At 34.2% G+C, this 22,917-nt stretch carries 19 protein-coding genes; 7 read left to right on the top strand and 12 right to left on the bottom strand.

The window, feature by feature from the left end; genetic code table 11:
• Positions 1 to 82: 82 nt before the first annotated feature.
• From glmS to ABS764_RS05185, 3 genes are read right to left on the bottom strand one after another with little or no spacing between them, the layout of a single operon-like run.
• Positions 83 to 1,927: a glutamine--fructose-6-phosphate transaminase (isomerizing) gene (gene glmS, locus ABS764_RS05195; protein ID WP_408080672.1), complete on the bottom strand. Its 1,845-nt coding sequence runs from the start codon at positions 1,925 to 1,927 to the stop codon at positions 83 to 85.
• A gap of 12 nt (positions 1,928 to 1,939) precedes the next feature.
• On the bottom strand, positions 1,940 to 3,592 hold the full coding sequence (locus ABS764_RS05190; RefSeq protein ID WP_408080670.1) for a DUF4270 domain-containing protein: 1,653 nt from the start codon (positions 3,590 to 3,592) through the stop codon (positions 1,940 to 1,942).
• 15 nt (positions 3,593 to 3,607) lie between these two features.
• Complete coding sequence (locus ABS764_RS05185) at positions 3,608 to 4,411, bottom strand: glycogen/starch synthase (RefSeq protein WP_408080668.1); 804 nt, start codon at positions 4,409 to 4,411, stop codon at positions 3,608 to 3,610.
• Between the two features lie 79 nt (positions 4,412 to 4,490).
• On the opposite strand from ABS764_RS05185, the gene panC reads away from it, so the two are divergent.
• The 4 genes from panC (at position 4,491) to radA (ending at position 8,357) form a co-directional block, all read left to right on the top strand.
• Positions 4,491 to 5,369, top strand: coding sequence for a pantoate--beta-alanine ligase (gene panC / locus ABS764_RS05180; protein ID WP_408080666.1), 879 nt, complete (start codon positions 4,491 to 4,493; stop codon positions 5,367 to 5,369).
• Positions 5,370 to 5,383: 14 nt separating this feature from the next.
• Entirely contained in the window at positions 5,384 to 5,734 is a 351-nt protein-coding gene (gene panD, locus ABS764_RS05175; RefSeq protein WP_408080664.1) for an aspartate 1-decarboxylase, read from the top strand.
• A 122-nt stretch (positions 5,735 to 5,856) separates the two neighbouring features.
• Positions 5,857 to 6,996: an alpha/beta hydrolase gene (locus ABS764_RS05170; RefSeq protein WP_408080662.1), complete on the top strand. Its 1,140-nt coding sequence runs from the start codon at positions 5,857 to 5,859 to the stop codon at positions 6,994 to 6,996.
• The gene (gene radA, locus ABS764_RS05165; RefSeq protein ID WP_408080660.1) at positions 6,996 to 8,357 is read left to right on the top strand and encodes a DNA repair protein RadA; all 1,362 of its coding nucleotides are present in this window, start codon (positions 6,996 to 6,998) and stop codon (positions 8,355 to 8,357) included. Before ABS764_RS05170 ends, radA begins: the two co-directional genes overlap by 1 nt.
• Positions 8,358 to 8,405: 48 nt before the next feature.
• On the opposite strand, the gene ABS764_RS05160 is transcribed toward radA, so the two are convergent.
• Positions 8,406 to 9,170, bottom strand: a complete 765-nt coding sequence (locus ABS764_RS05160; protein ID WP_408080658.1) for a LytR/AlgR family response regulator transcription factor — start codon at positions 9,168 to 9,170, stop codon at positions 8,406 to 8,408.
• A complete protein-coding gene (locus ABS764_RS05155) occupies positions 9,170 to 11,170 on the bottom strand; it encodes a sensor histidine kinase (RefSeq protein ID WP_408080656.1) in 2,001 nt (666 codons plus the stop codon). The genes ABS764_RS05160 and ABS764_RS05155 overlap by 1 nt, the downstream gene beginning before the upstream one ends.
• A gap of 281 nt (positions 11,171 to 11,451) precedes the next feature.
• Between ABS764_RS05155 and ABS764_RS05150 the strand changes: the two genes are divergently transcribed.
• Positions 11,452 to 13,413: a transglycosylase domain-containing protein gene (locus ABS764_RS05150; protein WP_408080654.1), complete on the top strand. Its 1,962-nt coding sequence runs from the start codon at positions 11,452 to 11,454 to the stop codon at positions 13,411 to 13,413.
• Between the two features lie 204 nt (positions 13,414 to 13,617).
• Here ABS764_RS05150 and ABS764_RS05145 read toward each other — a convergent pair whose 3' ends face one another.
• The 3 genes from ABS764_RS05145 to ABS764_RS05135 all read right to left on the bottom strand — a co-directional run bounded on the left by ABS764_RS05145 (position 13,618) and on the right by ABS764_RS05135 (position 16,523).
• Positions 13,618 to 14,655 carry an NADP(H)-dependent aldo-keto reductase gene (locus ABS764_RS05145; protein ID WP_408080652.1) on the bottom strand — a complete coding sequence of 346 codons (1,038 nt, stop codon included), beginning with the start codon at positions 14,653 to 14,655 and terminating at the stop codon, positions 13,618 to 13,620.
• Positions 14,656 to 14,739: 84 nt separating this feature from the next.
• The gene (locus ABS764_RS05140; RefSeq protein WP_408080650.1) at positions 14,740 to 15,681 is read right to left on the bottom strand and encodes an OmpA family protein; all 942 of its coding nucleotides are present in this window, start codon (positions 15,679 to 15,681) and stop codon (positions 14,740 to 14,742) included.
• Between the two features lie 77 nt (positions 15,682 to 15,758).
• Positions 15,759 to 16,523, bottom strand: coding sequence for an exodeoxyribonuclease III (locus ABS764_RS05135; protein ID WP_408080648.1), 765 nt, complete (start codon positions 16,521 to 16,523; stop codon positions 15,759 to 15,761).
• Positions 16,524 to 16,661: 138 nt separating this feature from the next.
• Between ABS764_RS05135 and ABS764_RS05130 the strand changes: the two genes are divergently transcribed.
• Positions 16,662 to 18,473, top strand: a complete 1,812-nt coding sequence (locus tag ABS764_RS05130; protein WP_408080646.1) for a GNAT family N-acyltransferase — start codon at positions 16,662 to 16,664, stop codon at positions 18,471 to 18,473.
• Positions 18,474 to 18,510: 37 nt separating this feature from the next.
• Here ABS764_RS05130 and ABS764_RS05125 read toward each other — a convergent pair whose 3' ends face one another.
• From ABS764_RS05125 to ABS764_RS05115, 3 genes are all read right to left on the bottom strand, one after another.
• Positions 18,511 to 18,792: a TM2 domain-containing protein gene (locus ABS764_RS05125; RefSeq protein WP_408080644.1), complete on the bottom strand. Its 282-nt coding sequence runs from the start codon at positions 18,790 to 18,792 to the stop codon at positions 18,511 to 18,513.
• 130 nt (positions 18,793 to 18,922) lie between these two features.
• Positions 18,923 to 19,441: a DUF805 domain-containing protein gene (locus tag ABS764_RS05120; protein ID WP_408080642.1), complete on the bottom strand. Its 519-nt coding sequence runs from the start codon at positions 19,439 to 19,441 to the stop codon at positions 18,923 to 18,925.
• A gap of 85 nt (positions 19,442 to 19,526) precedes the next feature.
• A complete protein-coding gene (locus ABS764_RS05115; RefSeq protein ID WP_408080640.1) occupies positions 19,527 to 20,474 on the bottom strand; it encodes a 2-hydroxyacid dehydrogenase in 948 nt (315 codons plus the stop codon).
• 522 nt (positions 20,475 to 20,996) lie between these two features.
• Here ABS764_RS05115 and ABS764_RS05110 point away from each other — a divergent pair.
• Positions 20,997 to 22,046 carry a glycoside hydrolase family 43 protein gene (locus ABS764_RS05110; protein WP_408080638.1) on the top strand — a complete coding sequence of 350 codons (1,050 nt, stop codon included), beginning with the start codon at positions 20,997 to 20,999 and terminating at the stop codon, positions 22,044 to 22,046.
• A gap of 76 nt (positions 22,047 to 22,122) precedes the next feature.
• Here the strand turns inward: ABS764_RS05110 and proC are convergent, their stop codons facing one another.
• Entirely contained in the window at positions 22,123 to 22,902 is a 780-nt protein-coding gene (proC, locus tag ABS764_RS05105) for a pyrroline-5-carboxylate reductase (RefSeq protein WP_408080636.1), read from the bottom strand.
• Positions 22,903 to 22,917: the final 15 nt, after the last annotated feature.

Raw genomic sequence — 22,917 nt, 5'->3', positions numbered from 1 at the left:
TTTTTAAAACAAAAAAGCAAGGCGTTTGCCTTGCTTTTTTATAAACTTGTCAGCCTTTTAGGAAGACTCAATTAATATGCTTTTATTCTACCGTCACAGATTTAGCCAGATTACGAGGCTGATCTACATTACAATCTCTGTAAACAGCAATATAATAAGACAATAACTGCAATGGGATTGTAGTAATTAATGGCGATAAAGCATCTGATGTTTCCGGAATCTCAATAACATAATCTGCCAATTCCCTAACCTGAGTATCTCCTTTAGTCACTACAGCAATAATTTTTCCGCTTCTGGACTTAATTTCCTGAATGTTACTTACTATTTTATCATAATGACCTTGCTTTGGAGCAATTACCACTACCGGCATTTGTTCGTCAATTAAAGCAATTGGTCCGTGTTTCATTTCTGCGGCAGGATAACCTTCTGCGTGAATATAAGATATCTCTTTTAATTTCAAAGCTCCTTCTAAAGCTACGGGAAAATTATAACCACGTCCCAGATACAAACAATTAGGAGCATCTTTGAAAGCAGCTGCAATTTCTTTCGCTTTTTCGATAGTAGTTAAAGCTTCTTTAACTTTTTCAGGAATCAATTCCAATTCTAACAAATACCTGTGAAAATCAGAATGAGACAATGTTCCTTTCGCTTTAGCCAAACGTAAAGCCAGCATAGTCAGTACGGTAATTTGAGTAGTAAAAGCTTTTGTTGATGCCACACCAATTTCCGGTCCTGCATGTGTATAAGCTCCTGCATGTGACTCCCTTGAGATAGATGACCCCACCACATTACAAACTCCAAACACAAAAGCCCCCTGTTCCTTAGCCAATTTAATAGCTGCCATAGTATCCGCTGTCTCACCCGATTGTGAAATAGCAATAACCACATCAGTACTTTTAATTATCGGATTTCTATATCTAAATTCAGAAGCATACTCTACTTCTACTGAAACGCGAGCAAATTCTTCAATAATATATTCAGCCACTAAACCTGCATGCCATGAGGTCCCACAGGCTACAATAATTATTCTGTCGGCATTTAAGAATTTTTCTAAATGGTCTTCAACTCCAGCCATCTGAACAATTCCTTTATCCGAATGCAATCTTCCTCTGTAAGTATCTTTGATAACACTAGGCTGTTCAAAAATTTCTTTCAACATAAAATGATCAAAACCTCCTTTTTCAATCTGCTCCAAATTCATTTGAAGTTCCTGAATATAAGGATCAACCAAACTATCATCCTTTATTTTTCTAATCTTAATTGGCTTACGAAGATTGATATTTGCCATTTCTCCATCCTCTAAATACACTGCATTTGAAGTATATTCGATAAAAGGTGAAGCATCAGAAGCAATGAAATATTCTTCTTCACCTACACCAATCGCAAGCGGACTTCCTAAACGAGCCGCAACAATTTCATCAGGATTTTTTTTGTCAAAAACAGCAATTGCATAAGCACCAACCACCTGATTCAATGCTAACTGAACTGCTTTTCCTAATTTTATTTTTTCATTCTTCTGAACCTCCTCAATCAGATTGACCAATACCTCTGTATCAGTATCTGAATGAAAAACGTAACCACGATTAATTAATTCTTCTTTTAAAGGTGCATAATTTTCAATAATTCCATTATGAACAATGGCTAATTCACCAGAGTTTGAAAGATGAGGATGTGAATTTACATCATTAGGAACCCCGTGAGTAGCCCATCTTGTATGCCCCATCCCAATGGTTCCTTTGGTAGACATCTCCTTCAAAGCAAGTTCTTCTAGTTGCGCTACCTTACCTTTTGTTTTGCAAACTTTGATTCCTTCTTCATAAATCATTACACCTGCACTATCATACCCGCGATATTCTAATCGTTTTAAACCTTTGATAACAACAGGATAAGCTTCTCTATGGCCTATGTAACCAACAATTCCACACATATATATATTATATTAATTCGGTTTTGTGTAATAAATCTCTAATTTTAATTTTTTATCTGCCGGTACAGAAGATTTACTTCCATGAAGCACTACCCCTAAAGGACTCATTACCGAAGCCTGAGGCACTTTAGTCAAAGTGGTTCCCGGCTGTAATGGCAATCGCAACTTATTCATTGCACTATTATTAATATCCTCAGTAATTACCACTCCCAATTTAACATTCGTAGAATCAGAGTTCTGAATCAGATTTCTGATATGATTGGTAATTCTGAATTTATACGTTTTATCATCAGTATTAGTTGTATTCAAAAGACCTCCATATATCAATAATCCGTTTTTACTATTTGTTCCTGTTGTTCCATCAAAGAGGTAGTCTACAATCGTCGTATTATTAGTTAAATCATATAGATAAATCCTGCCCGGAATCTTATTTGCTCCCATTGCGGTATGATCCATATGAAAAACCAAATTAGCTTCATTTATCAACACTCTCTTTCCGGTTACCGGATCTTTACGTCTTAATTCGTCTAATTCATCATAAACTCCGTTAGGTCCTTGTACATTCCCATTAGCATCATAACTGAGGTTATCCGTTTGATCAAAAAGATCCAATACAGCCATTGAACCTTCTCCTCCTTTTACATACAACTTTTCATCACCGGCTGCAGTATCAGAATTAGTAGCTGCATTTGTATAATCAGTCGCATTTGTTACATCATTAGAAAGCAAATTAACGGTATTTCCCGTAAGATTAAGCAGAATTGATTTAGAAACTTTAACCGTATTATCCGTTGAAGAATCTTCTTTATAATATATAGTAACCGTACCCGCTCTAAAATTCATCATAGACAAAACTCCCGGATTAGAACCTGATTTTTCTACTTTAAAATACAAACCTCTGAAATAATTTTTAAAAACATCATTAGTTACCAATTTGCCTGAAGCGGCAGCATCAATAATTTTTGTTTTAAAATAGCTTTTATTTAAAGCCAGTCGCATAGCCGGAACAGATTGAGTTGTTGCTGCTTCACCATTAGTTGTTGTAGTTTCTCTGACAGCTTTAGGATTAAAGAAAAAAGCGGTGTTTTGAGAAACATCGGCAGCATCATTCAATGCAACAGATCCTTTGAGTGTCTCAAAATCAGATATCTGATTTGTATAATATCTTTGTGTTTCTAAAAAACCGGTTTCAGGATCTAAATCCCTCATAAAATATCCGTTTTCATAAATACTGAGCTTAATTTTGCCCAGGTCTTTGTTTCCATAAAGAGAATCTAATCTATAAAGGTTCTCTCCTGATTCTAAATCCGGGTTAGGCAGCGGAGTGTTAAAATAAGGAACAGACAAAATCACACTGTCAACCTCAACGTTATTCCCAATAACCGGATTCACAGAAGCTAAAGTAAGCTGAGTTACAAAACTGGCTGTTGTAGTTCCAAAAACAGCATCTTCATAAACACCTAAAGCATTTACAGGTAGATTACTGGATTGTACTGCATTAATTTTTTGATTGTATGCAAGCACATTAAAAGACTTTCTTTCCAAACCAAAATGATCATTTCCTACTAAATCATCACCGATGGAATTAAAATCTTTATCACAGGATACAAAAAAAACAACCGTTATTACTATTAGAATTTTCTTAAAAAAAGAATTATTATGCATATTAAAAAAGTAAGGTTAAAGCATTTCTTTATAAAAATTGCTATACGCTTCTGCGAAAGCATCTTTAGGGACGAAAGGTAAAAAAGGTTTTCCCGAAGTTTCAATAAATTTTGTTAAACTTGGACTAACATTTGGGGAAGCCACAATTACAGCGTCCGAATGCATTACCGTTGCCTTAATAATATTCTCATAATCAGGTGTTGCAAGCATCTCAACTTCTTCCTGAGGCACACCGTCAAGTTTCACTTTATTAATCATTTCAACATCTAAAGTACCATCGAACGACTGTCCATAAACTGAAGTAACTATTTTAGTATCTGAAAATAAAGCTTCATTTTTATAAAAATGTTTCATATAAACAGGCAACATTGCTGCCATCCAGCCATGAACATGAATAATATCAGGAACCCAGTTTAATTTTTTTACTGTTTCAACAACTCCTTTTGCAAAAAATATAGCGCGCTCATCATTATCAGGATACATAACCCCGTCTTCATCAGCAAAAGTGGCTTTTCTTTTAAAATACTCATCATTATCAATAAAATAAACCTGAATTCTCTCTTTTGGAATTGATGCTACCTTAATAATCAAAGGCATATCTAAATCATTTACTACCAAATTCATTCCGGATAATCTAATTACTTCATGCAATTGGTGTCTTCTTTCATTAATATTTCCATATCTTGGCATAAAAATCCTAATCTGCCCCCCTTGATCATTAACCATCTTTGGAACATCATAAGACATTAAAGAAACCTCATTTTCAGCCAGATAGGGCACCACTTCAGATGATACATATAATATCCTCTTATCTTTCATATTGTAATTTAGTTAGTTAAGTTGGTAATAAAAACCACGCAAAATTACGAAATTTTATGCAGTTATTAACTAATATATTATGTTTGCACTCAATTTTAATAAAATCATCATGCCTATTTTCTATGGAAAAGCTGCTTTAGCCGAATTTTTAAATTCAGTTAAAACTCAAAATTCCACTATTGGTTTTGTTCCTACAATGGGTGCTTTACACCAGGGACATCTCTCGCTGATGCAACAATCACTGGCAGAAAACAACAATACTGTCGTAAGTATTTTTGTTAATCCTACCCAGTTCAACAATGCTGAAGATTTAGAAAAATACCCCAGAACCTTAGAAGAAGATACTCAAAAAATTTTCCAATTAAATGCCAATATAATTGTCTATGCGCCTACCGTAGATGATATTTATGAAGGAAAAGTAATATCACAAAATTTTGATTTTGACGGTTTAGAAAACCAAATGGAAGGCAAATTCAGACCTGGGCATTTTAACGGAGTAGGAACTATTGTAAAACGTCTGTTTGAAATTGTCTCTCCAAACAATGCTTATTTTGGCAAAAAAGATTTCCAGCAATTGCAAATCGTAAAAAAAATGGTTCTTAAAAATCATTTAAACGTAAATATTATTGGCTGCGAAATCCACCGAGAAGCTAATGGTTTAGCCATGAGTTCCCGAAACGAACGCTTATCCGCTTCTGAAAAAGAGCAGGCAGCAATCATCTATCAAACTTTACTCCAAGCTAAAGAAAAATTCAAAGCACAGGATTGCAAATCCGTGAAACAATGGGTAAAAGATGTTTTTGACACCAACACAAATTTTGACTTAGAGTATTTTGAAATCGCTGATGAGGAAACACTTATTCCTTGCGACGAAAAAACAAAAGATAAAAATTATCGTGCATTTATCGCCGTATTTGTTAATAATATTCGATTGATTGATACCATTTCACTAAAATAATTTACTTTTGTGCCATGCAAATTCAAGTCTTAAAATCAAAAATACATCGGGTAAAAGTAACAGGTGCCGATTTAAATTATATTGGCAGCATCACCATCGATGAAACCTTATTAGAAGCTTCAAATATTATTGAAGGAGAGAAAGTTTCTATTGTTAACATCAACAATGGAGAACGTTTTGACACTTATGCCATAAAAGGAAAAAGAAATTCCGGCGAAATCACACTTAACGGTCCTGCAGCAAGAAAGGTACAAAGAGATGATATTATCATTATTATTTCTTACGCAACTCTGGACTTTGAAGAAGCCAAAACTTTCCAGCCATGGATTATTTTCCCAAATGAAAAAGACAATTCATTAACCTAAAAAAACACCTAAACATTAAATATCCGAAGCGTTTCTCTAAAAAAGAAGCGCTTCTTTTTTTTACATCCATTTACTTTGAGTAAAAGTAGTATATTTAAAATCGAATTCTAAAAGCCCAAATTATGAAACAACTTCTACTTTTATTTTTATTTTCCCTTTCATTATTTGCTCAAAAAACAGAATTAATCAAATCCGATAAGCTGGGAACAACCAGAGAAATCATTGTTAGCTTACCTCCTTCCTATGAAACGAGCCCAGGTAAAAGATATCCCGTACTCTTGTTATTAGACGGACAATATTTATTCGATTCTTTTCAGGGCGCTTTAAAATACGGTGAATATTGGGATGATTTACCGGAAACTATAATTATAGGAATCAATCAAAAAAATAGCCGCATGGACGATTGTACTTTTGATGAAACCGAAGGAATGCCAACACAAAGATCTGCCGCTTTTTATAATTTTATCGGCGAAGAACTGATGCCATTTATCGAAAAAAAATACCGTGTTGCTCCTTTCAGAATTATAGCAGGACATGACACCACTGCGGGTTTTTTAAACTTCTTTCTGTATAAAGAAAATCCCTTTTTTAATGCCTATATTTCATTAAGTCCGGAACTTGCTCCGGGTATGGAAAACCAAATAACAACGAGTTTAACCAATACAAAAAAACCTGTTTTCTACTACCAATCCTCAGCCGATGGCGATATCAAACAATTACGTGAACCTGTAGCATCATTAGATAACAGTTTAAAATCAATAACAAATCCCTTAGTTAATTATAAATTTGATAATTTTAGGAATGCATCCCATTATTCTTTAGTTTTATATTCGATTCCAAATGCTTTGTACCAAATTTTCGACAGCTACAAACCTATTTCTTCTACTGAATTTTCAGAGAAAATAGTGGTATTACCATCGGGTTATGTAGATTATCTGACTAAAAAATATGACAATACTACTGAAAAACTGGGATTAAACATCCCTATCCGGATTAATGATTTCAAAGCTATTGAAGCCGCTATTTTAAAAAACAAAGCGTATGATGAATTAGAGAAACTAGCCCAATTAGCCAATAAAAACTACCCAAAAACCATGCTTGCTGATTACGAATTGGGATTAATGTATGAAAAAACAGGCGATGCCAAAAAAGCCGCCAGCAAATACCAACGTGCTTCTCAACTGGAAGAAATTGGTGATTTGACCAAAGATATGATGTACAACAAGTACGATGATATGAAAAGCCTAACTGTTAAAAGATAATGTCAAAAGTTAAAACCTCTTTTTTCTGCCAAAACTGCGGAACATCTTATGCTAAATGGCAAGGCCAATGCAACGCCTGCAAAGAATGGAATACCATTGCCGAAGAAATTATTCAGAAACAAGACAAAGTAGCCTGGAAAAGCGAACCAACTCCAAATAGCAGAGCACCCAAACCTTTAAAAATAACCGAAATAGATTCGACGGAAGAAATCCGGATGAACACTACAGATGCCGAATTGAATCGTGTCCTTGGTGGCGGAATCGTTCCAGGTTCCTTAACGCTTTTAGGAGGTGAACCCGGAATTGGAAAAAGTACGCTTTTACTCCAAATTTCATTAAAATTACCTTACAAAACCCTATATGTTTCGGGCGAGGAAAGTCAGAAGCAAATAAAAATGCGCGCCGAAAGGATTACACCAAGTAGTGATAATTGCTATATTCTGACCGAAACCAAAACCCAAAACATCTTCAAACAAATTGAAGCCATTGAACCCGAAATCGTAATTATCGATTCGATTCAAACGCTGCATACAGATTATATCGAATCGACCGCAGGAAGCATTTCTCAAATTAGAGAAACCACTGCTGAGTTAATCAAATTTGCCAAAGAAACCAATATCCCCGTGATTCTGATTGGACATATTACCAAAGATGGAAACATTGCCGGGCCCAAAATATTAGAACACATGGTCGATACCGTATTGCAATTTGAAGGTGACCGAAATCATGTGTATCGAATTCTGCGTTCCTTAAAAAACCGATTTGGTTCTACCGCTGAAATTGGTATTTACGAAATGTTAGGCAGCGGATTGCGTGAAGTTTCCAATCCGTCCGAAATATTAATTTCGCATAAAGACGAAGAATTATCCGGAACTGCCATTGCCACCACTCTCGAAGGCATGCGCCCGTTGATGATTGAAATTCAATCCTTAGTGAGTACGGCTGTTTATGGAACACCACAACGCAGCACAACGGGTTACAATGCTAAAAGACTGAATATGATTTTGGCCGTTTTAGAAAAAAGAGCCGGTTTCAGGCTTGGCGCCAAAGACGTTTTCCTGAACATCACCGGCGGAATTTCGGTAGATGATCCTGCGATTGATTTAGCCGTTGTTGCCGCTATTTTATCATCGAATGAAGATATAGCCGTAGACAAAGGTTTTTGTTTTGCCGGCGAAGTAGGTCTTTCAGGCGAAATTCGTCCTGTAAACCGCGTGGACCAACGCATTCAGGAAGCCGAAAAATTAGGTTTCTCTACTATTTTTGTATCCAAATACAATAAAATCGCCTTGAAAAATACCGGAATTAAAATTGAATTAGTCGCTAAAATTGAAGATGTAGCAAGTATGCTTTTTGGATAAATCTTTATTACCAAACCCTGACAGGTTTTTGAAACCTGTCAGGATTGATTAAATTCCCATCCAATTTTTAATCTGTAAATTATAGCTTCTTCCAGAAGTGATTCTCGTTTTTCTATTGTTATTCAACGTAATCACAAAACGGCTATTAAAGTACTTTTGAACATCCAGCACCAGATTCTTATTTAGAATCACAGCACGATGTACTCGTATAAATTCTTGTGGTAATTTCAATTCTAATTGAGATAGCGATTGCTCAATCAAATGATTTTCTTTATTGGTATAAACCGTCACGTATTTTTCATCGGCTTCAAAATGAGTGACCTCATCCAGTTTTATAAATAGGAGCTTATCTCCTTTTTTAACTGTTATTGAAGTCATCTTTTTTTCTTCTTTCTGACTGTAAAATTCCTTTAAAACTGACCTAATAGTTGCCGAAGAAAGATTGTTTTTAAAACGACTCAGTTTTTCTACTGTTTGTTGCAAACGTTCCAATCGTAGCGGTTTTAATAAATAATCAATGCTATTAGTTTCAAAAGCTTTCAAAGAATACTGGTCGAATGCCGTACAGAAAATCACAATGGGTATTTTATCCAAACGCTCCAATAATTCAAAACCGTTCAATCCGGGCATTTCAATATCCAGAAAGATAACATCAGGCTGTAATTGATTGATTTTTTCAACAGCTTCTATTCCATTTTTAGCTTCATCCAATACCCGAAAAGTTTCCGGAAAATGTTCCAGTAATTTTTGCAAACGGGCTCTTGCCGGCGGTTCGTCATCTATAATTAAGGTGGTATAAGCTTGATTTTTCATTAAATCATATTATTTATTTGAATGTTGATTTCTTTTTGAGGTTCGTTGTGCCAACTCATTTCCGCTTTGTCACCATAAGTAAATCGTAACAAATCATAAACGGTTTGCAATCCGTGACCACTAACTAATCCTTCCGGAAAATCAGGACCGTTATCCTGAATGGAAATCAAAATCCCTTCGCCTTTTTCACTTACTTTCAAGATAATTTGGCCTTGTCCTTCAATTTTAGAAATTCCGTGTTTAATGGCATTTTCAACCAAAGGCTGTAAAATAAACATCGGTATCTCAACATTCAATAAATCAGCATCGACATCGATAGAAAAATCCAAACGGTCACCAAAACGGATTTGTTCAATTTCTAAATAATTTTGAACCAAACTTAACTCATCCCCTAAGGTGTTTACTTTTTTACCTTTTCGATTAATACTGTGTCGAAATAAATCCGATAAGGATAACGCCATTTTCTCCGTTTTATCAGCATCGGTATGTGCTAAACTGGCAATTGAATTTAAAGCATTATACAAGAAATGCGGATTAATTTGCGATTGCAATACTTTGACCTCAGCTTCAGACTTGGCTTCTCTCAAACGACTCAATTCTATATCTTTTTCCTTAACCAACGATACTGAGAAATGATTTAAATACAACAATAGTCCTCTACCAATTGCCAATCCAGCTGAAAAAAAAACATAAGGCAAAATAAATTCAAGAAATCCTTTTCTATCTGATTCTAAAAAAATTAAAGTAAGTGGTGATATAAAAGAAACAAATGTGAAAATTACTTTCAACAACAATTGATAGGTAAAATTTTCATTATTTTTAAAACTAATTTTTTCTAATCCCCATAATACAAAGGAAATTAACGGAGCAAATAAAATCGGAGTCATTAATAGCGAGAAAAGTGCATTCCACCAATTAATAACAATTTTAAAATCCGTCATCAAATTATGAAAATTACTAAAACTTATAAAAGACATTAATATAATGAAAATTGGAAATAAGTAATTAAGATAATTATACTTGGATTTTCTGTTTTGAAAAAAGCTGAACATTAAAACAACAACAACAACACCTACAACAATAATAACACCCCAAACCTTAAATTCGTGTGCTTTTTTACTGGTGAAACTACTGGCATAACGCCAAGGATAATTGGCATACATATAATCTTTAAATTGCTCTATAAAATCATCCGAATATAGTTTTTTCAATAAAAATTTATCACTATCTGTAAATTTTGAATTTTCCGGATTGTGTCGAGTAGACTTAAAAATACTATTCACATTCCCTTTTCCATAAGTAACAGGAATAAAATTAGCATCTTGAATATAACAAAGCGACCTTAATAATTCATATTGAATATATGTTTTCCTTTCATTATAAGTTATCTCTTTATTAATATCAAATAAAATAGAAATCGGCGAATAATAATTTTCAGATTTCGAATCAAAAATTCCTCTTGTTATCTTCCCAATTTCATTCGGTAATCGATAATCTATATTTCTTTCAGAATCTACCTTAGGAAGCATAAGGTACAATATATGTTTTTCAGATTCAAGTCTATTGTCTACTCCTGAACTTTTATAAAAACCCAACTCAGTTGTTGATCTTGACAAATCCCATAAAGAGATTCCCTTGTATTTTTCGTTATAACCATTACGTAAAGCAATGTCAAAAGATACACCGGTAAAATTATCAAAGTAATCAACAGTTTTATTTGGAATAACCGTTCGTAATTCCCGAATAATTTCATTTACAATTAAACTATCTTGTTTTGAAGCATATTTTAGCGATATAAGTATTGGCCCTTCACGCTTATATACTTTTTCGGTTTCACCGTCAAACAATCGATCTTTTACATATTCCCAGTTTTTATTGTATTGATTGGGTTTTTCACTCTTATCGTTTGCTATATTTATATTCAAAGAGGTATCATTTTTAGAAACAAGAATAGAACTTGTAACTAACAAAATGAGAATTAATGCGATTAGTTTTTTCATAATTTGTGGCTTGGTTTAATTATTTAGCAAATGAAGGAAACCAAGCCATTTGAAAAAACATTTTTCCGACAAACTGCAATTAAGCATAATGAACTGCAATTTATACTAATCTGAACACATTTCTCAAACACAACAAAAAAACTTCTTACAAAACACTAGATAAACTTTTAAAGGCATCAAACTTCTTCATTCACTCAGACTTTATTAAACTTTAGATAAAGAATATCAATGGAATAAAAAAAGTTATTATTTTAGCTCATCGCCAAAATGCGCTTCCATTGATGAAAACCCAAAAACAAAAAATATTTTTAACTCTGAAAATACTTATTGCTGTTATTCTAATTGCAGTTATTGGAATTTTCATTTTTAGAGAAACACTTTTGCAACAAGCTATTGCAAAAACAACTAAGAAAATAAAAAGCGATTATAACAGTGAATTTTTAGTCAAAAACGCCCATTTTGAAGGACTTTCCGGAATCAATCTTACAGATATTATTTTAGTCCCAAAAAATGCCGACACTTTGTTCCATATTCAAAAAATGAGAACTTCTGTCAACATCTGGCGTTCGCTGCTGGGCGATGTACAATTAGGAACTTTAGAAGTCAAAAATGGCTACATCCAACTTACTCAAAAAGGAAAAATCAAAAATTTTGCTACTTTTTTAAAAAGAAATAAAAACGAAGAAAACAGTACAAACAAGAAAGATTATGCTTCTTTTACTTATCGTATTATTTCAAAAGTACTGAATTTAATTCCGACTGATATGGAAGTCGAAAATTTGAAATTCAAACTTGACGATAACGGAAAAAAAGCAACCATCGACATCAAAAAATTAGCACTATCAAACAAAGAACTGGAAACGTCGATTCATGTAAAAACAAATACTTTTGGCCAACGCTGGAAAATAAAAGGTTTTGCTGACCCCAGAAATCAAAAAGCCGATCTCCGCTTCTTCAACATCGATACCGGAGCCATTAAGGTTCCTTATTTTGATGAACGCTACAATCTTATTTCCAGTTTTGATTCTATTCGATTAAACATCGAAAATATTGATAAAAGTGGAGGCGAGCTTCATATTGACGGCTTTACTTCGATTGCTAATTTAAAAATTAATCATGCTAAAATTGCCCGAAAAGATGTGTTGATTAAAAATGCACGTTTTGATTATCGCCTGCTTTTAGGTTCTGATTTTGTTTCTGTTGACAGCAGTTCAACCGTGCAGTTTAACAAAGTGAAATTTCACCCATATTTAGCTTACAAAACCGAGGAAGACACCATTTACAAACTCAAAGTGAATATTCCAAAGATGAAAGCCCAGGATTTTATCAGTTCACTTCCGGACGGTTTGTTTACGCATTTTGAAGGCATGGAAGCTGAAGGGAGTTTTTCATATAATCTGGATTTTGAATACAATAAAAACAAACCCAATGATTTAGTTTTTAACAGCGATATAAAAAAAGAAAACTTAAAAATTACGCGTTACGGTGAAGCGAATCTGAATAAATTAAACGGCGAATTCATGTATCGCGCTATCATCAATAATATATTGCAACGTCCGGTGCTTGTAGGAATGGCGAATCCTTATTTTACACCTTTGGAGCAAATCTCTCCTTATTTACAAAAATGTGTTTTAACTACCGAAGATCCTTCGTTCTTTTCGCATCGCGGTTTTATCAATGAAGCTTTCAAGCAGTCGATTATAAAAAACATCAAAACAAAGAAATTTTCCCGTGGTGCCAGTACCATCAGCATGCAGCTAATTAAAAATGTTTTTTTAACGAGAGAAAAAACTTTATCCCGAAAACTGGAAGAAATTCTATTGGTTTACATCTTAGAAAACAATCGAATTGTGAGTAAAGAACGCATGCTGGAAGTGTATTTTAATATTATCGAATGGGGACCAAACATCTACGGAATTGGCGAAGCCAGTCAGTTTTATTTCCAGAAAATCCCTGCCGATTTGACTTTCAACGAATGTCTTTTTCTGGCACGGATTATCCCAAGTCCGAAAAAATTTATGTATCAGTTTAATGACGAAGGAAATTTAAGAGAATCGGCTATAAATCAAGTTTCTTTTTTAACAAATCTGATGATTCGGCGAGGATTGCTTACCGTTGAAGACACCATTTTTAAAAAGGAACAAACTATTCTAACCGGTCCGGCAAAATCATTACTTCGTATAAAAGAAAAAGATACTACAGTGCTTGATTCTTTGAAAGTAAGTGATGAATTTGAGTCTTAAAATTTAACCCTGAAGTCCGCAGAGAAGTCACAAAGTTTATTAAGGATTTTCGAAACAAATTTTTAAGAATCATATTAGGATTATTTTTAAAAAAATAAACCGCAGGTTCGCAGATTATAAATTGTAATCTGCGAACCTGCGGTAAATAATAACTTAATTTCTCTTTGCGTAAATCTTTGTCTTCTTCGTGGTCAGAGAAAAAATTTAAGGTGCAGGATCAGGAATAACAGCATGCACCGCATTGATTTCGTTGATAATTTCTTCCGAAAGAACTAAATCAATAGAAGCAATGTTTTCTTTTAACTGTTCCAAAGTGGTTGCTCCAATAATATTACTGGTTACAAAAGCTTGTTGGTTTACAAAAGCCAAAGCCATTTGAGCTGCTGACAAACCATGTTTTTCGGCAATTGCAACATATTGTTTTGTCGCTTCCGTGCTTTGGGCACTGCTATATCTTGAAAATTGCGGAAACAATTTAATTCGGGCATTGGGATGATTTTCACCAGCTAAAAATTTACCTGACAAAGTACCAAAAGCCATTGGTGAATAAGCAAACAAACCAATGTTTTCTCTGATACAAATTTCGGCAGAACCTACTTCAAACTGACGATTTAATAAAGAATACGGATTTTGAACCGTTTTAATTTTAGGTAAATTGTGATACTTGCTTTCTTCGAGAAAACGCATAATTCCCCACGGAGTTTCATTAGAAAGCCCAATGTGTTTAATTTTCCCTTCTTTGACAAATCCATCCAGAGTTTCTAAAACCAGACGAATATTATCTTCCCAGGCATCATTCTCTGCAACAAATCCTCTTTTTCCAAAAAAATTGGTTTTTCGTTCCGGCCAGTGCAATTGGTACAAATCAATATAATCTGTCTGTAAGCGTTGCAGGCTTTTATCCAAAGCATAATTTAAACTCGCTGGCGAGAAATCGTTTTTCTCACGCATGTAGCTAAAATTAGGATTGGGTCCGGCAATTTTTGAAGCTAAAACAATTTCTTCTCTCTTACCTGATTTTTTAAACCAGGTTCCAAGGATTTTTTCGGTACTTCCATAGGTTTCTTCCCGTGCAGGAACAGAATACATTTCGGCAGTGTCAAAGAAGTTTACTCCATTTGCAACAGCATAATCCATTTGGGCATGACCATCAGCTTCGGTATTTTGTTGTCCAAAAGTCATGGTACCCAAGCATATTTTACTCACTTTTATATCCGTATCGGGCAAAACAGTGTATTTCATAAAGTCTAAAATTATAAACCAAAAGCCGTAAAGCTATAAAGCTGACTACTTTATAACTTTACGACTTTCGATTATGAGAAAAATTTAATCAATTTCGTTTAACATTTCGGCTATTTCGTCTAATCGTGGCGTTAGGATAATTTCGATTCTACGATTCTTCGCTTTTCCTTCTGCCGTATCATTAGTGGCTAATGGAGAAAATTCTCCTCTTCCGGCAGCAGTCAGATTCTTTTTATTTATCGCTCTGTTTTCGCTTAAAATAGCAACAATTGCAGTAGCCCTTTTAGTCGATAAATCCCAGTTATCAGCAATAGGACCTGAACCTCCATAAGGATCATTATCAGTATGTCCTTCAATAAGAACAGCAATATCAGGATTATCAGCCAGAACTTTTCCTAATTCCACTACTGCTTTTTTACCTTCCGTACCCACTGACCAGCTTCCGGAATTGAAAAGTAGTTTGTTCTCCATAGACACATAAACTTTGCCGTTTTTTTGCTCCACGGTCAGTCCTTTACCTTCAAATCCGTTTAAAGCATTTGACAGGGTTTCTTTTAATTTTCGCATTGTTGCTTCCTTAGCAGCAATCTTGTCTTCCAGTTCTTTTAAACGTTGCGCGTTTTTATTCAGTCGCTCCTGCTCTACAGCTAATGCTTTCTCCTTTGCTTCTAATTCAGCTAATAAATCACGATTTTTTTTCATATTAGCCTGCAAGGCCTCGTTACTGTTTTTTTCTAAAGCATTATAGGAATCCTGTAAACGGTCTATTTTTTCATTCAGTGCTTTTTGATCAACAGCTAGTTTATCTCGCTCTGATTTTAGTTTTTCCAAATTCTTTTCTAAAGCATCTTTATCAGACTCTAATTGATTTTTAGCTTTTAAAAGACTTTCGTTTTCATCTGACAGGCTTCTGTTTTCTTTCTTCAAATCTGTATACTTATTCTCTAAATCAGTATATATTTTCTTTGAAACACAAGAAGTCGAAAGTGCTAAAACTAATAAGCCTAAGGAAATTTTTTTTATCATTTTATTTAATTTTATTTGAATCAAATTATTGTTCTTTTTACATTGCAATTGCAATAATTATTGTAATTGCTATTAATTTATTCAATATCTACAAGAATAGGACAATGATCAGAATGTTTTGCTTCGGGTAAAATCAGTGCTTTTTTAATTCTGTCTTTTAATGGCTCGCTCACCAAACAATAATCAATTCTCCAGCCTTTATTATCCGCTCTTGCAGTTTTTACCCTTACAGTCCACCAGGAATAATGTCCCGGTTCTTTATTCAAATGACGAAAACTGTCAACAAATCCGTTTTTCATAAAAGCATCAAGCCAGGCACGTTCTTCGGGAAGGAAACCTGAAACTTTAGCATTTCTGACAGGATCATGAATATCAATTGCTTCATGACAAATATTATAATCCCCACAAATAATAAGATTGGGAATCTCGTTCTTTAAATTAGTTATATAATTTTGAAAATCATCCATAAACATGAATTTATGACTCAGTCTTTCAATATTAGTGCCTGATGGCAGGTAGAGACTCATCACCGAAAAATCATCAAAATCTGCACGAACCGTTCGTCCTTCGAAATCCATATGCTCAATCCCCGTGCCATAAACCACATTGTTAGGTTTTATTTTGGACAAAATAGCAACTCCGCTATAACCTTTTTTAGTTGCCGGAAACCAGTAATGATACGGATAACCCGCTAATTCAAAATCCAGCAACGGCAATTGATCCGGTGTAGCTTTAATTTCCTGAAGACAAACCACATCAGGTTTTGACTGTTCTAACCAATTGATAAATCCTTTTGAAATTGCTGAACGGATTCCATTCACATTATACGATACAATTCTCATTTAATTTGTTTTTAGGTTTTCAAAAATACTAAAAATAAAAAGCTCCTCACATAAAAACTTTAAAATCCGGGAAAGCCCATAGCCGGATAATGGAGTTTTTTTCTATCTTTGTTTTTCGCTCAAAAAATAAAAAAATAAATGGGTTTAGTTACCGCCAAAGAAGTTGCTAAAGCAATTAATGTTGAGAAATACGGGGTCTTAGGGACTTTTTCCGGTTGGTTATTAATGAAAGTGCTTAAGATTTCTACACTCAATAAAGTATACAATCGCAACAATCATTTAAAAGAAATTGACTTTTTAAATGGAATTGTTGATGATTTACAAATTAAATTTGAAATTCCCGAAGAAGACTTTAAACGATTGCCTAAAGACGGTGCTTATATTACTATTTCAAATCATCCATTAGGAGGAATTGACGGTATCCTGCTATTGAAATTAATGTTAGAGAAAGAACCTAATTTCAAAATTATCGCTAATTTTCTTTTGCATCGCATAAATCCTTTGAAACAATATATTATGCCTGTAAATCCTTTTGAAAATCATAAGGATGCCAAATCAAGTGTTTTAGGAATTAAAGAAACCCTACGTCATTTAAGTGATGGAAAACCTCTTGGAATGTTTCCTGCCGGAGAAGTTTCCAGTTATAAAGACGGACAGCTTATTGTAGACAAACCCTGGGAAGAAGGCGCCATAAAAGTTATCAGAAAAGCGCAGGTTCCTGTAGTGCCTATTTATTTTCATGCTAAAAACAGCCGTCTTTTTTATATTCTGTCTAAAATAAGCGGCACATTACGAACTGCTAAATTGCCTTCGGAACTTTTTAGCCAGAAGAACCGCGTGATTAAAGTGAGAATTGGTAAACCTATTTCTGTGGCTGAGCAAAATGAATACGAAAGCATTGAATCGTACTCCGAATTTTTAAGAAAAAAAACCTATATGCTTGCTAATCCTTTTGAAAAAGAAAGCAAGTTACTGACACCTTCTAATTTAAAAATTTCCAGAAATCCTAAAGAAATTGCAACTCCTGCAAATGAGGAAAAAATCATTTCGGAAGTAAAAGCATTAAGGGATACTGATTGCCGATTGTTACAAAGCAAAAACTATGAAGTTTTCTTTGCTGGGGCAAACAAGATTCCAAGTATTCTACATGAAATAGGACGTTTACGTGAAATTACTTTTAGGGAAGTGGGAGAAGGAACAAATGAATCAATTGATTTGGACAAATTTGACCAATATTACCACCATTTATTCTTATGGGATGAAGAGGCTAAAAGAATTGCCGGTGCCTACAGAATGGGATTGGGTTCAGAAATTTATCCTAAAAACGGTATTGAAGGTTTTTACCTGAATGAACTTTTCCGATTTGAACCTGAATTGCACGAAATGATGCACCAATCCATTGAAATGGGACGTGCGTTTATCATTAAAGAATACCAGCAAAAACCAATGCCGTTATTTCTGCTCTGGAAAGGAATCATTCATACTACATTGCGTTTTCCGGAACATAAATACCTTTTAGGAGGCGTGAGCATCAGTAATCAGTTTTCGGATTTTTCAAAATCCCTGATGATTGAATTCATGAAATCTAATTATTATGATCCTTATATCGCACAATACATTCATCCAAAAAAAGCATATAAAGTAAAACTAAAGGATGCCGACAAGGATTTCATATTCAATGAAACGGAAGCTGATTTGAATAAGTTTGACAAAATTATTGATGAACTGGAGCCCGGTATATTACGTTTGCCGGTATTGATAAAAAAATATATTAAGCAAAATGCCAAAGTGGTAGCTTTTAACGTAGATCCTTTATTCAATAACGCTGTAGACGGTTTAATGTACATTAGAATTGCCGATATTCCCGAAAGCACTATGAAACCCGTTATGGAAGAATTCCAGGCCGAACTGGAACGAAAATTTAATGAAAAAGGAGAATATCCTATATAACAAAAAAGTCTCTGATTGCAGAGACTTTTTTGTTATTTTAAAACCAGGGTTTTCGCCCCAGCTGATAGGTTCTGTAAAATTCTTCATCGGATTTAGTCAAATAAATAATTCCTTCTATAAGCCCTAATAATCCGGTCAGAGTGCCAAAAGTAATCAGGCTTAAAAAAAGCCAAATAATTCCTTGCTTGGTATACCCCAATAAAAATTTATGAATTCCAAAAGGACCCAAAAGTATCGCTAACAGACCGGCGGCTAATTTTTTATTATCTTCCGGATAGGGTTGCGGATGGTTCCAATGTTCGTATTTTGAATTTTCCATAATCATCCATTTAATTGATTATCATCCTATAAAATTAGGAAATTATATCGAAATGAAGATATAAAAAAAGCCTCAATCTGAATTTTATAATCAAGACGAGACTTTTTATTTAAAATTTTAAAAAAATTAACTATAATTGAGAAGTGCCTATTTCATTAATTTCAGCAGCATCATTTTTAGGATCAGATCCATATTTATTCGGTCCCTGATCTCCTTCAGTGCAATATAAAACTAACATCCATATAGACATTGCCAATACAACTAAAAGTGGAGCAAAAAAAGCAACTCCAAGAGAGCTCATAGAAAAATTTCCTGACATAAATACCGAAAATCCGGAAACTACCATCACTATAACTGAAATGAAAATTATTCCATAAAAAAGCAATAACAGCTTGCCGCTTTTACCAATATCATGAAGCCTTCTTACAGAGACAGCTAAACCCGGTACAAACACAGCCAGATTATATAAACTACCCAAAACTCCAGAATTAGAACTCCCTAACTTAAAACCTAAAACATTGTCTAATACACTTAATATTGTACCAATAATTACATTAGCCAATATGAAATACCAGTATTCACTTCTTCTGGCTCTGCCACTAAAATTTGCATAATTTTCAAAAACTACTTTTTTGTACCATTCAATCATAATTAATAATATTTACAGTTAGTTAATCCTACTTTAGGATTTAGGCTACTAATATATGAATTTTACAGAAAAATAGTACTGCCGATTATTTAAAATATAACTTTTTAATCTTATCCACAATTACCTGCGCTAAACCTTCATGGCTTTCAAAGGTCCAGCCCGCTACATGAGGCGACAACAATACATTATCCGCTTCTAATAAATACTGAAAAGCTTCCGGTGTAGTTTTATCCTGAAATAAAGTTTCAAATGAAAGTTTTTCATATTCTAAGACATCTAATCCTGCGCCTAAAATTTTTCCGGACTGTAAAGCGGTAACTAAATCGGCTGTTACAATATTTTTCCCTCTCGAAGTATTAAAAATCCAAAATGGTTTTGTAAAAGCATTAATATAGTCTGAGTTGACCATTTTATCTGTTTCTGGAGTCCACGGAAGATGCAAACTCAAAACATCGGTTTTTTGTTGTAATTCAGCTAATGAGACCTGTTTTGCATGAGCATCACCAACATTTTCTTTGATATCATAACAAAGTACCTCAACATCAAAACCTCTTAATTTTTTAGCAAACCATTTGCCCATATTGCCGTAACCAATAATTCCCACCGTTTTTCCGTCCAGTTCATGACCACGATTGCTTTCTCTGTTCCAATGCCCGGAACGAATTTCTCTGTCAGCCCGGTTCAGATTATTAAAAAGCGACAAAATCATTCCCAGAGTATGTTCGGCAACCGCATTTCTGTTTCCTTCAGGAGCGGCGATTAACTGAATATTTTTAGCAGAAGCATATTCACAATCAATACTTTCTAAACCGGCACCTACCCTTGCTATAAATTGCAGCTTTGTAGCTTTGTCAAGGAAGTGTTTATCTATCTTAAACCGGCTCCGGATGACAATCCCATGATAATCCTGAATTTTTGATTCGATAACTTCTTTAGACGAAATAAAATCTTCATGATTTTCAAAACCTAATTCCTGCAATTGCTGCATTAAAATAGGATTATTACTGTCTATGTGGAGAATTTTGATACTCATAATAGTTTTAAATTGAGTCTTCAAAAATAACAAAAAACCATTTCTAAATTTAAATAAACTTAGAAATGGTCTTGTGTTGAATTAATCAAACCTAAAAGTAGTTTTTTACATACGCTGTTCTTTTACGGATTACTTTCTTAATATCTGATTACTTTTTCATCTCCAAATAAAAATCTGGAAATCTTGTCATAAAACATGTTGAATAACTTTTTCATAATAATATATTTTTTAAACAGTTAAAAATTAAATCATTAACAAGAAAAGTCAGGATAGCCGGGGTATGTTTTCTATAAAATTACAGCTATTTTTATAAATTTAAAAATAACGGCACTAATATTCGACGTAAAGCAAATTTCATAGACAAAATACATGATAATCAATCCTTTATATTATTTTATTTACAAATATCGTATACCGTATAACCAATGAAGTAATTCTATAAAACCTATAAGAAATCTTAAATATTTATATATTTGTAAACAAATGTGTTTTTTACATTTAACAAAACCAATTATAAAAATAATGAATATTATCACAAACCTCATCCGTCGCTTCGTGTTAGGCTGTCTGATCCTCCTGGGAATGACCGTACATTCGCAAAAGCTAAAAAAGAACCAATTTGACAATCCATTAGCATTGCAAAGGGCAGATCCATTTGTAACTAAAACAACTGACGGTACTTACTATTTTATCGCAACAGCACCGGAATATGATCGCATTGAAATTAGAAGTTCAAAAACAATTAACGGAATTAAAGAAGCAAAGCCCATTGTTGTGTGGCGTAAACACAATAAAGGCGTTATGGGAAATCACATTTGGGCACCTGAACTGCATCGGATTGATGGAAAATGGTACATTTATTTTGCAGCAGGATCAGCGGAAGAAAAATGGAAAATTCGCATCTATGCTTTGTCAAATCCTTCTGAAGACCCAACAAAAGGTGAATGGAAAGAAGAAGGTCAGATTGTAACAAATAAAGATGTCTTTGCTTTAGATGCTACTACTTTTGAGCATAACGGGCAGCGTTACCTTATTTGGGTAGACAGAGGTCCCGGAAATGTGGTAAATACCAGTCTGTATATTGCTAAAATGACCAGTCCAACAACTGTAGATGAAAAACAAGTGGTAATCAGCCAACCAGATTATGATTGGGAAATGCACACTTACAAAGTAAATGAGGGACCGGCTGTATTAATCAGAAACGGAAAAGTATTTTTAACTTTTTCAGCTAGTGCTACTGACGCGACTTATTGCATAGGTTTGCTTTGGGCAAAAGAAGATGCTGATTTACTGGATCCAAAATCGTGGAACAAACTGGACAAACCGGTTTTCTTTACGAATGAAAAATTCAAACGCTACGGTCCGGGACACAATAGTTTTACTGTAGCAGAAGACGGAAAAACCGATGTGATGATTTACCATGCCCGTGATTATGAAAAAATTAAAGGAGACGCCTTGTCAGACCCAAACCGTCACACCCGTGCCAGAGTAATAAAATGGACTAAAGACGGTATGCCTGATTTTGGTCAGGATCTCGATGATAATGATATGGCTTTGAAAAAGAAAAAATAATTTTACTTTTAGTTATGTTAAAAAAGGGCTTCTCAAATCACTGAGAAGCCCTTTTTGTATTTTTTAAAGAAAGAATTTAAACTCCCTTAATTTTCTTAACTGCTGCCTTAATTCCTCGGATTAATGACGAACTGAATCCGTGCGATTCCATTTCGCTCAATCCTGCAATGGTACAACCCTGTGGTGTAGTCACTCTGTCGATTAATTGTTCTGGATGAATTTGTTCTTCCATAACCATTTCGGCAGCTCCTTTTACTGTTTGAGCCGAAATAGCCAATGCCGTTTTCCAGTCAAATCCTATTTCGATTCCTGCCTGCATAGACGCTCGGATGTATCGCAAAGCAAAAGCAGTTCCGCTGGCAGCTAAAACCGTAGCAGCATCCATTAATTTCTCGTCAATTACCGGAGCTGTTCCTAAATCTTTGAAAATAGTTACTAATTTTTCTCCTTGCTCTGCATGTTTTTCATTAAAAGAAATACAAGTTGCTGATGCGCCGTATTGCGCTGCAATGTTGGGCATAATGCGAATGGCCTGATGGTCTTCGCTAATTTTACTCTGAAGTGCTTCAATAGATAATCCGCTTACTCCCGAAGCAATTATTTTATTTGAAATAACAGGAAGAATTTCAGCTAAAACCGTATCTACCTGATATGGTTTAATAGTCAGAATAATAATATCGGCCTGCTGTATGTTATGTTTATTATCCGAAGAAACGGTAACGCCTAATTTTTCCAAATAGAGAATACTCGCAGTGTTTCTTCTTGTCACAGTAATCTGATGTTCCGTGGAGAATTTAGCCATTCCTAAGGCAATAGCAGCTCCTAAATTCCCCCCTCCTATAATATGTATATTCATATATTCTTTATTTTA

It is taken from the genome of Flavobacterium plantiphilum, from assembly GCF_046000495.1.
Classification (GTDB): Bacteria; Bacteroidota; Bacteroidia; order Flavobacteriales; family Flavobacteriaceae; genus Flavobacterium; species Flavobacterium plantiphilum.
The sequence above is the reverse complement of the archived record's forward strand: the minus strand, read 5'-3'. Positions and strand labels throughout refer to the sequence as shown.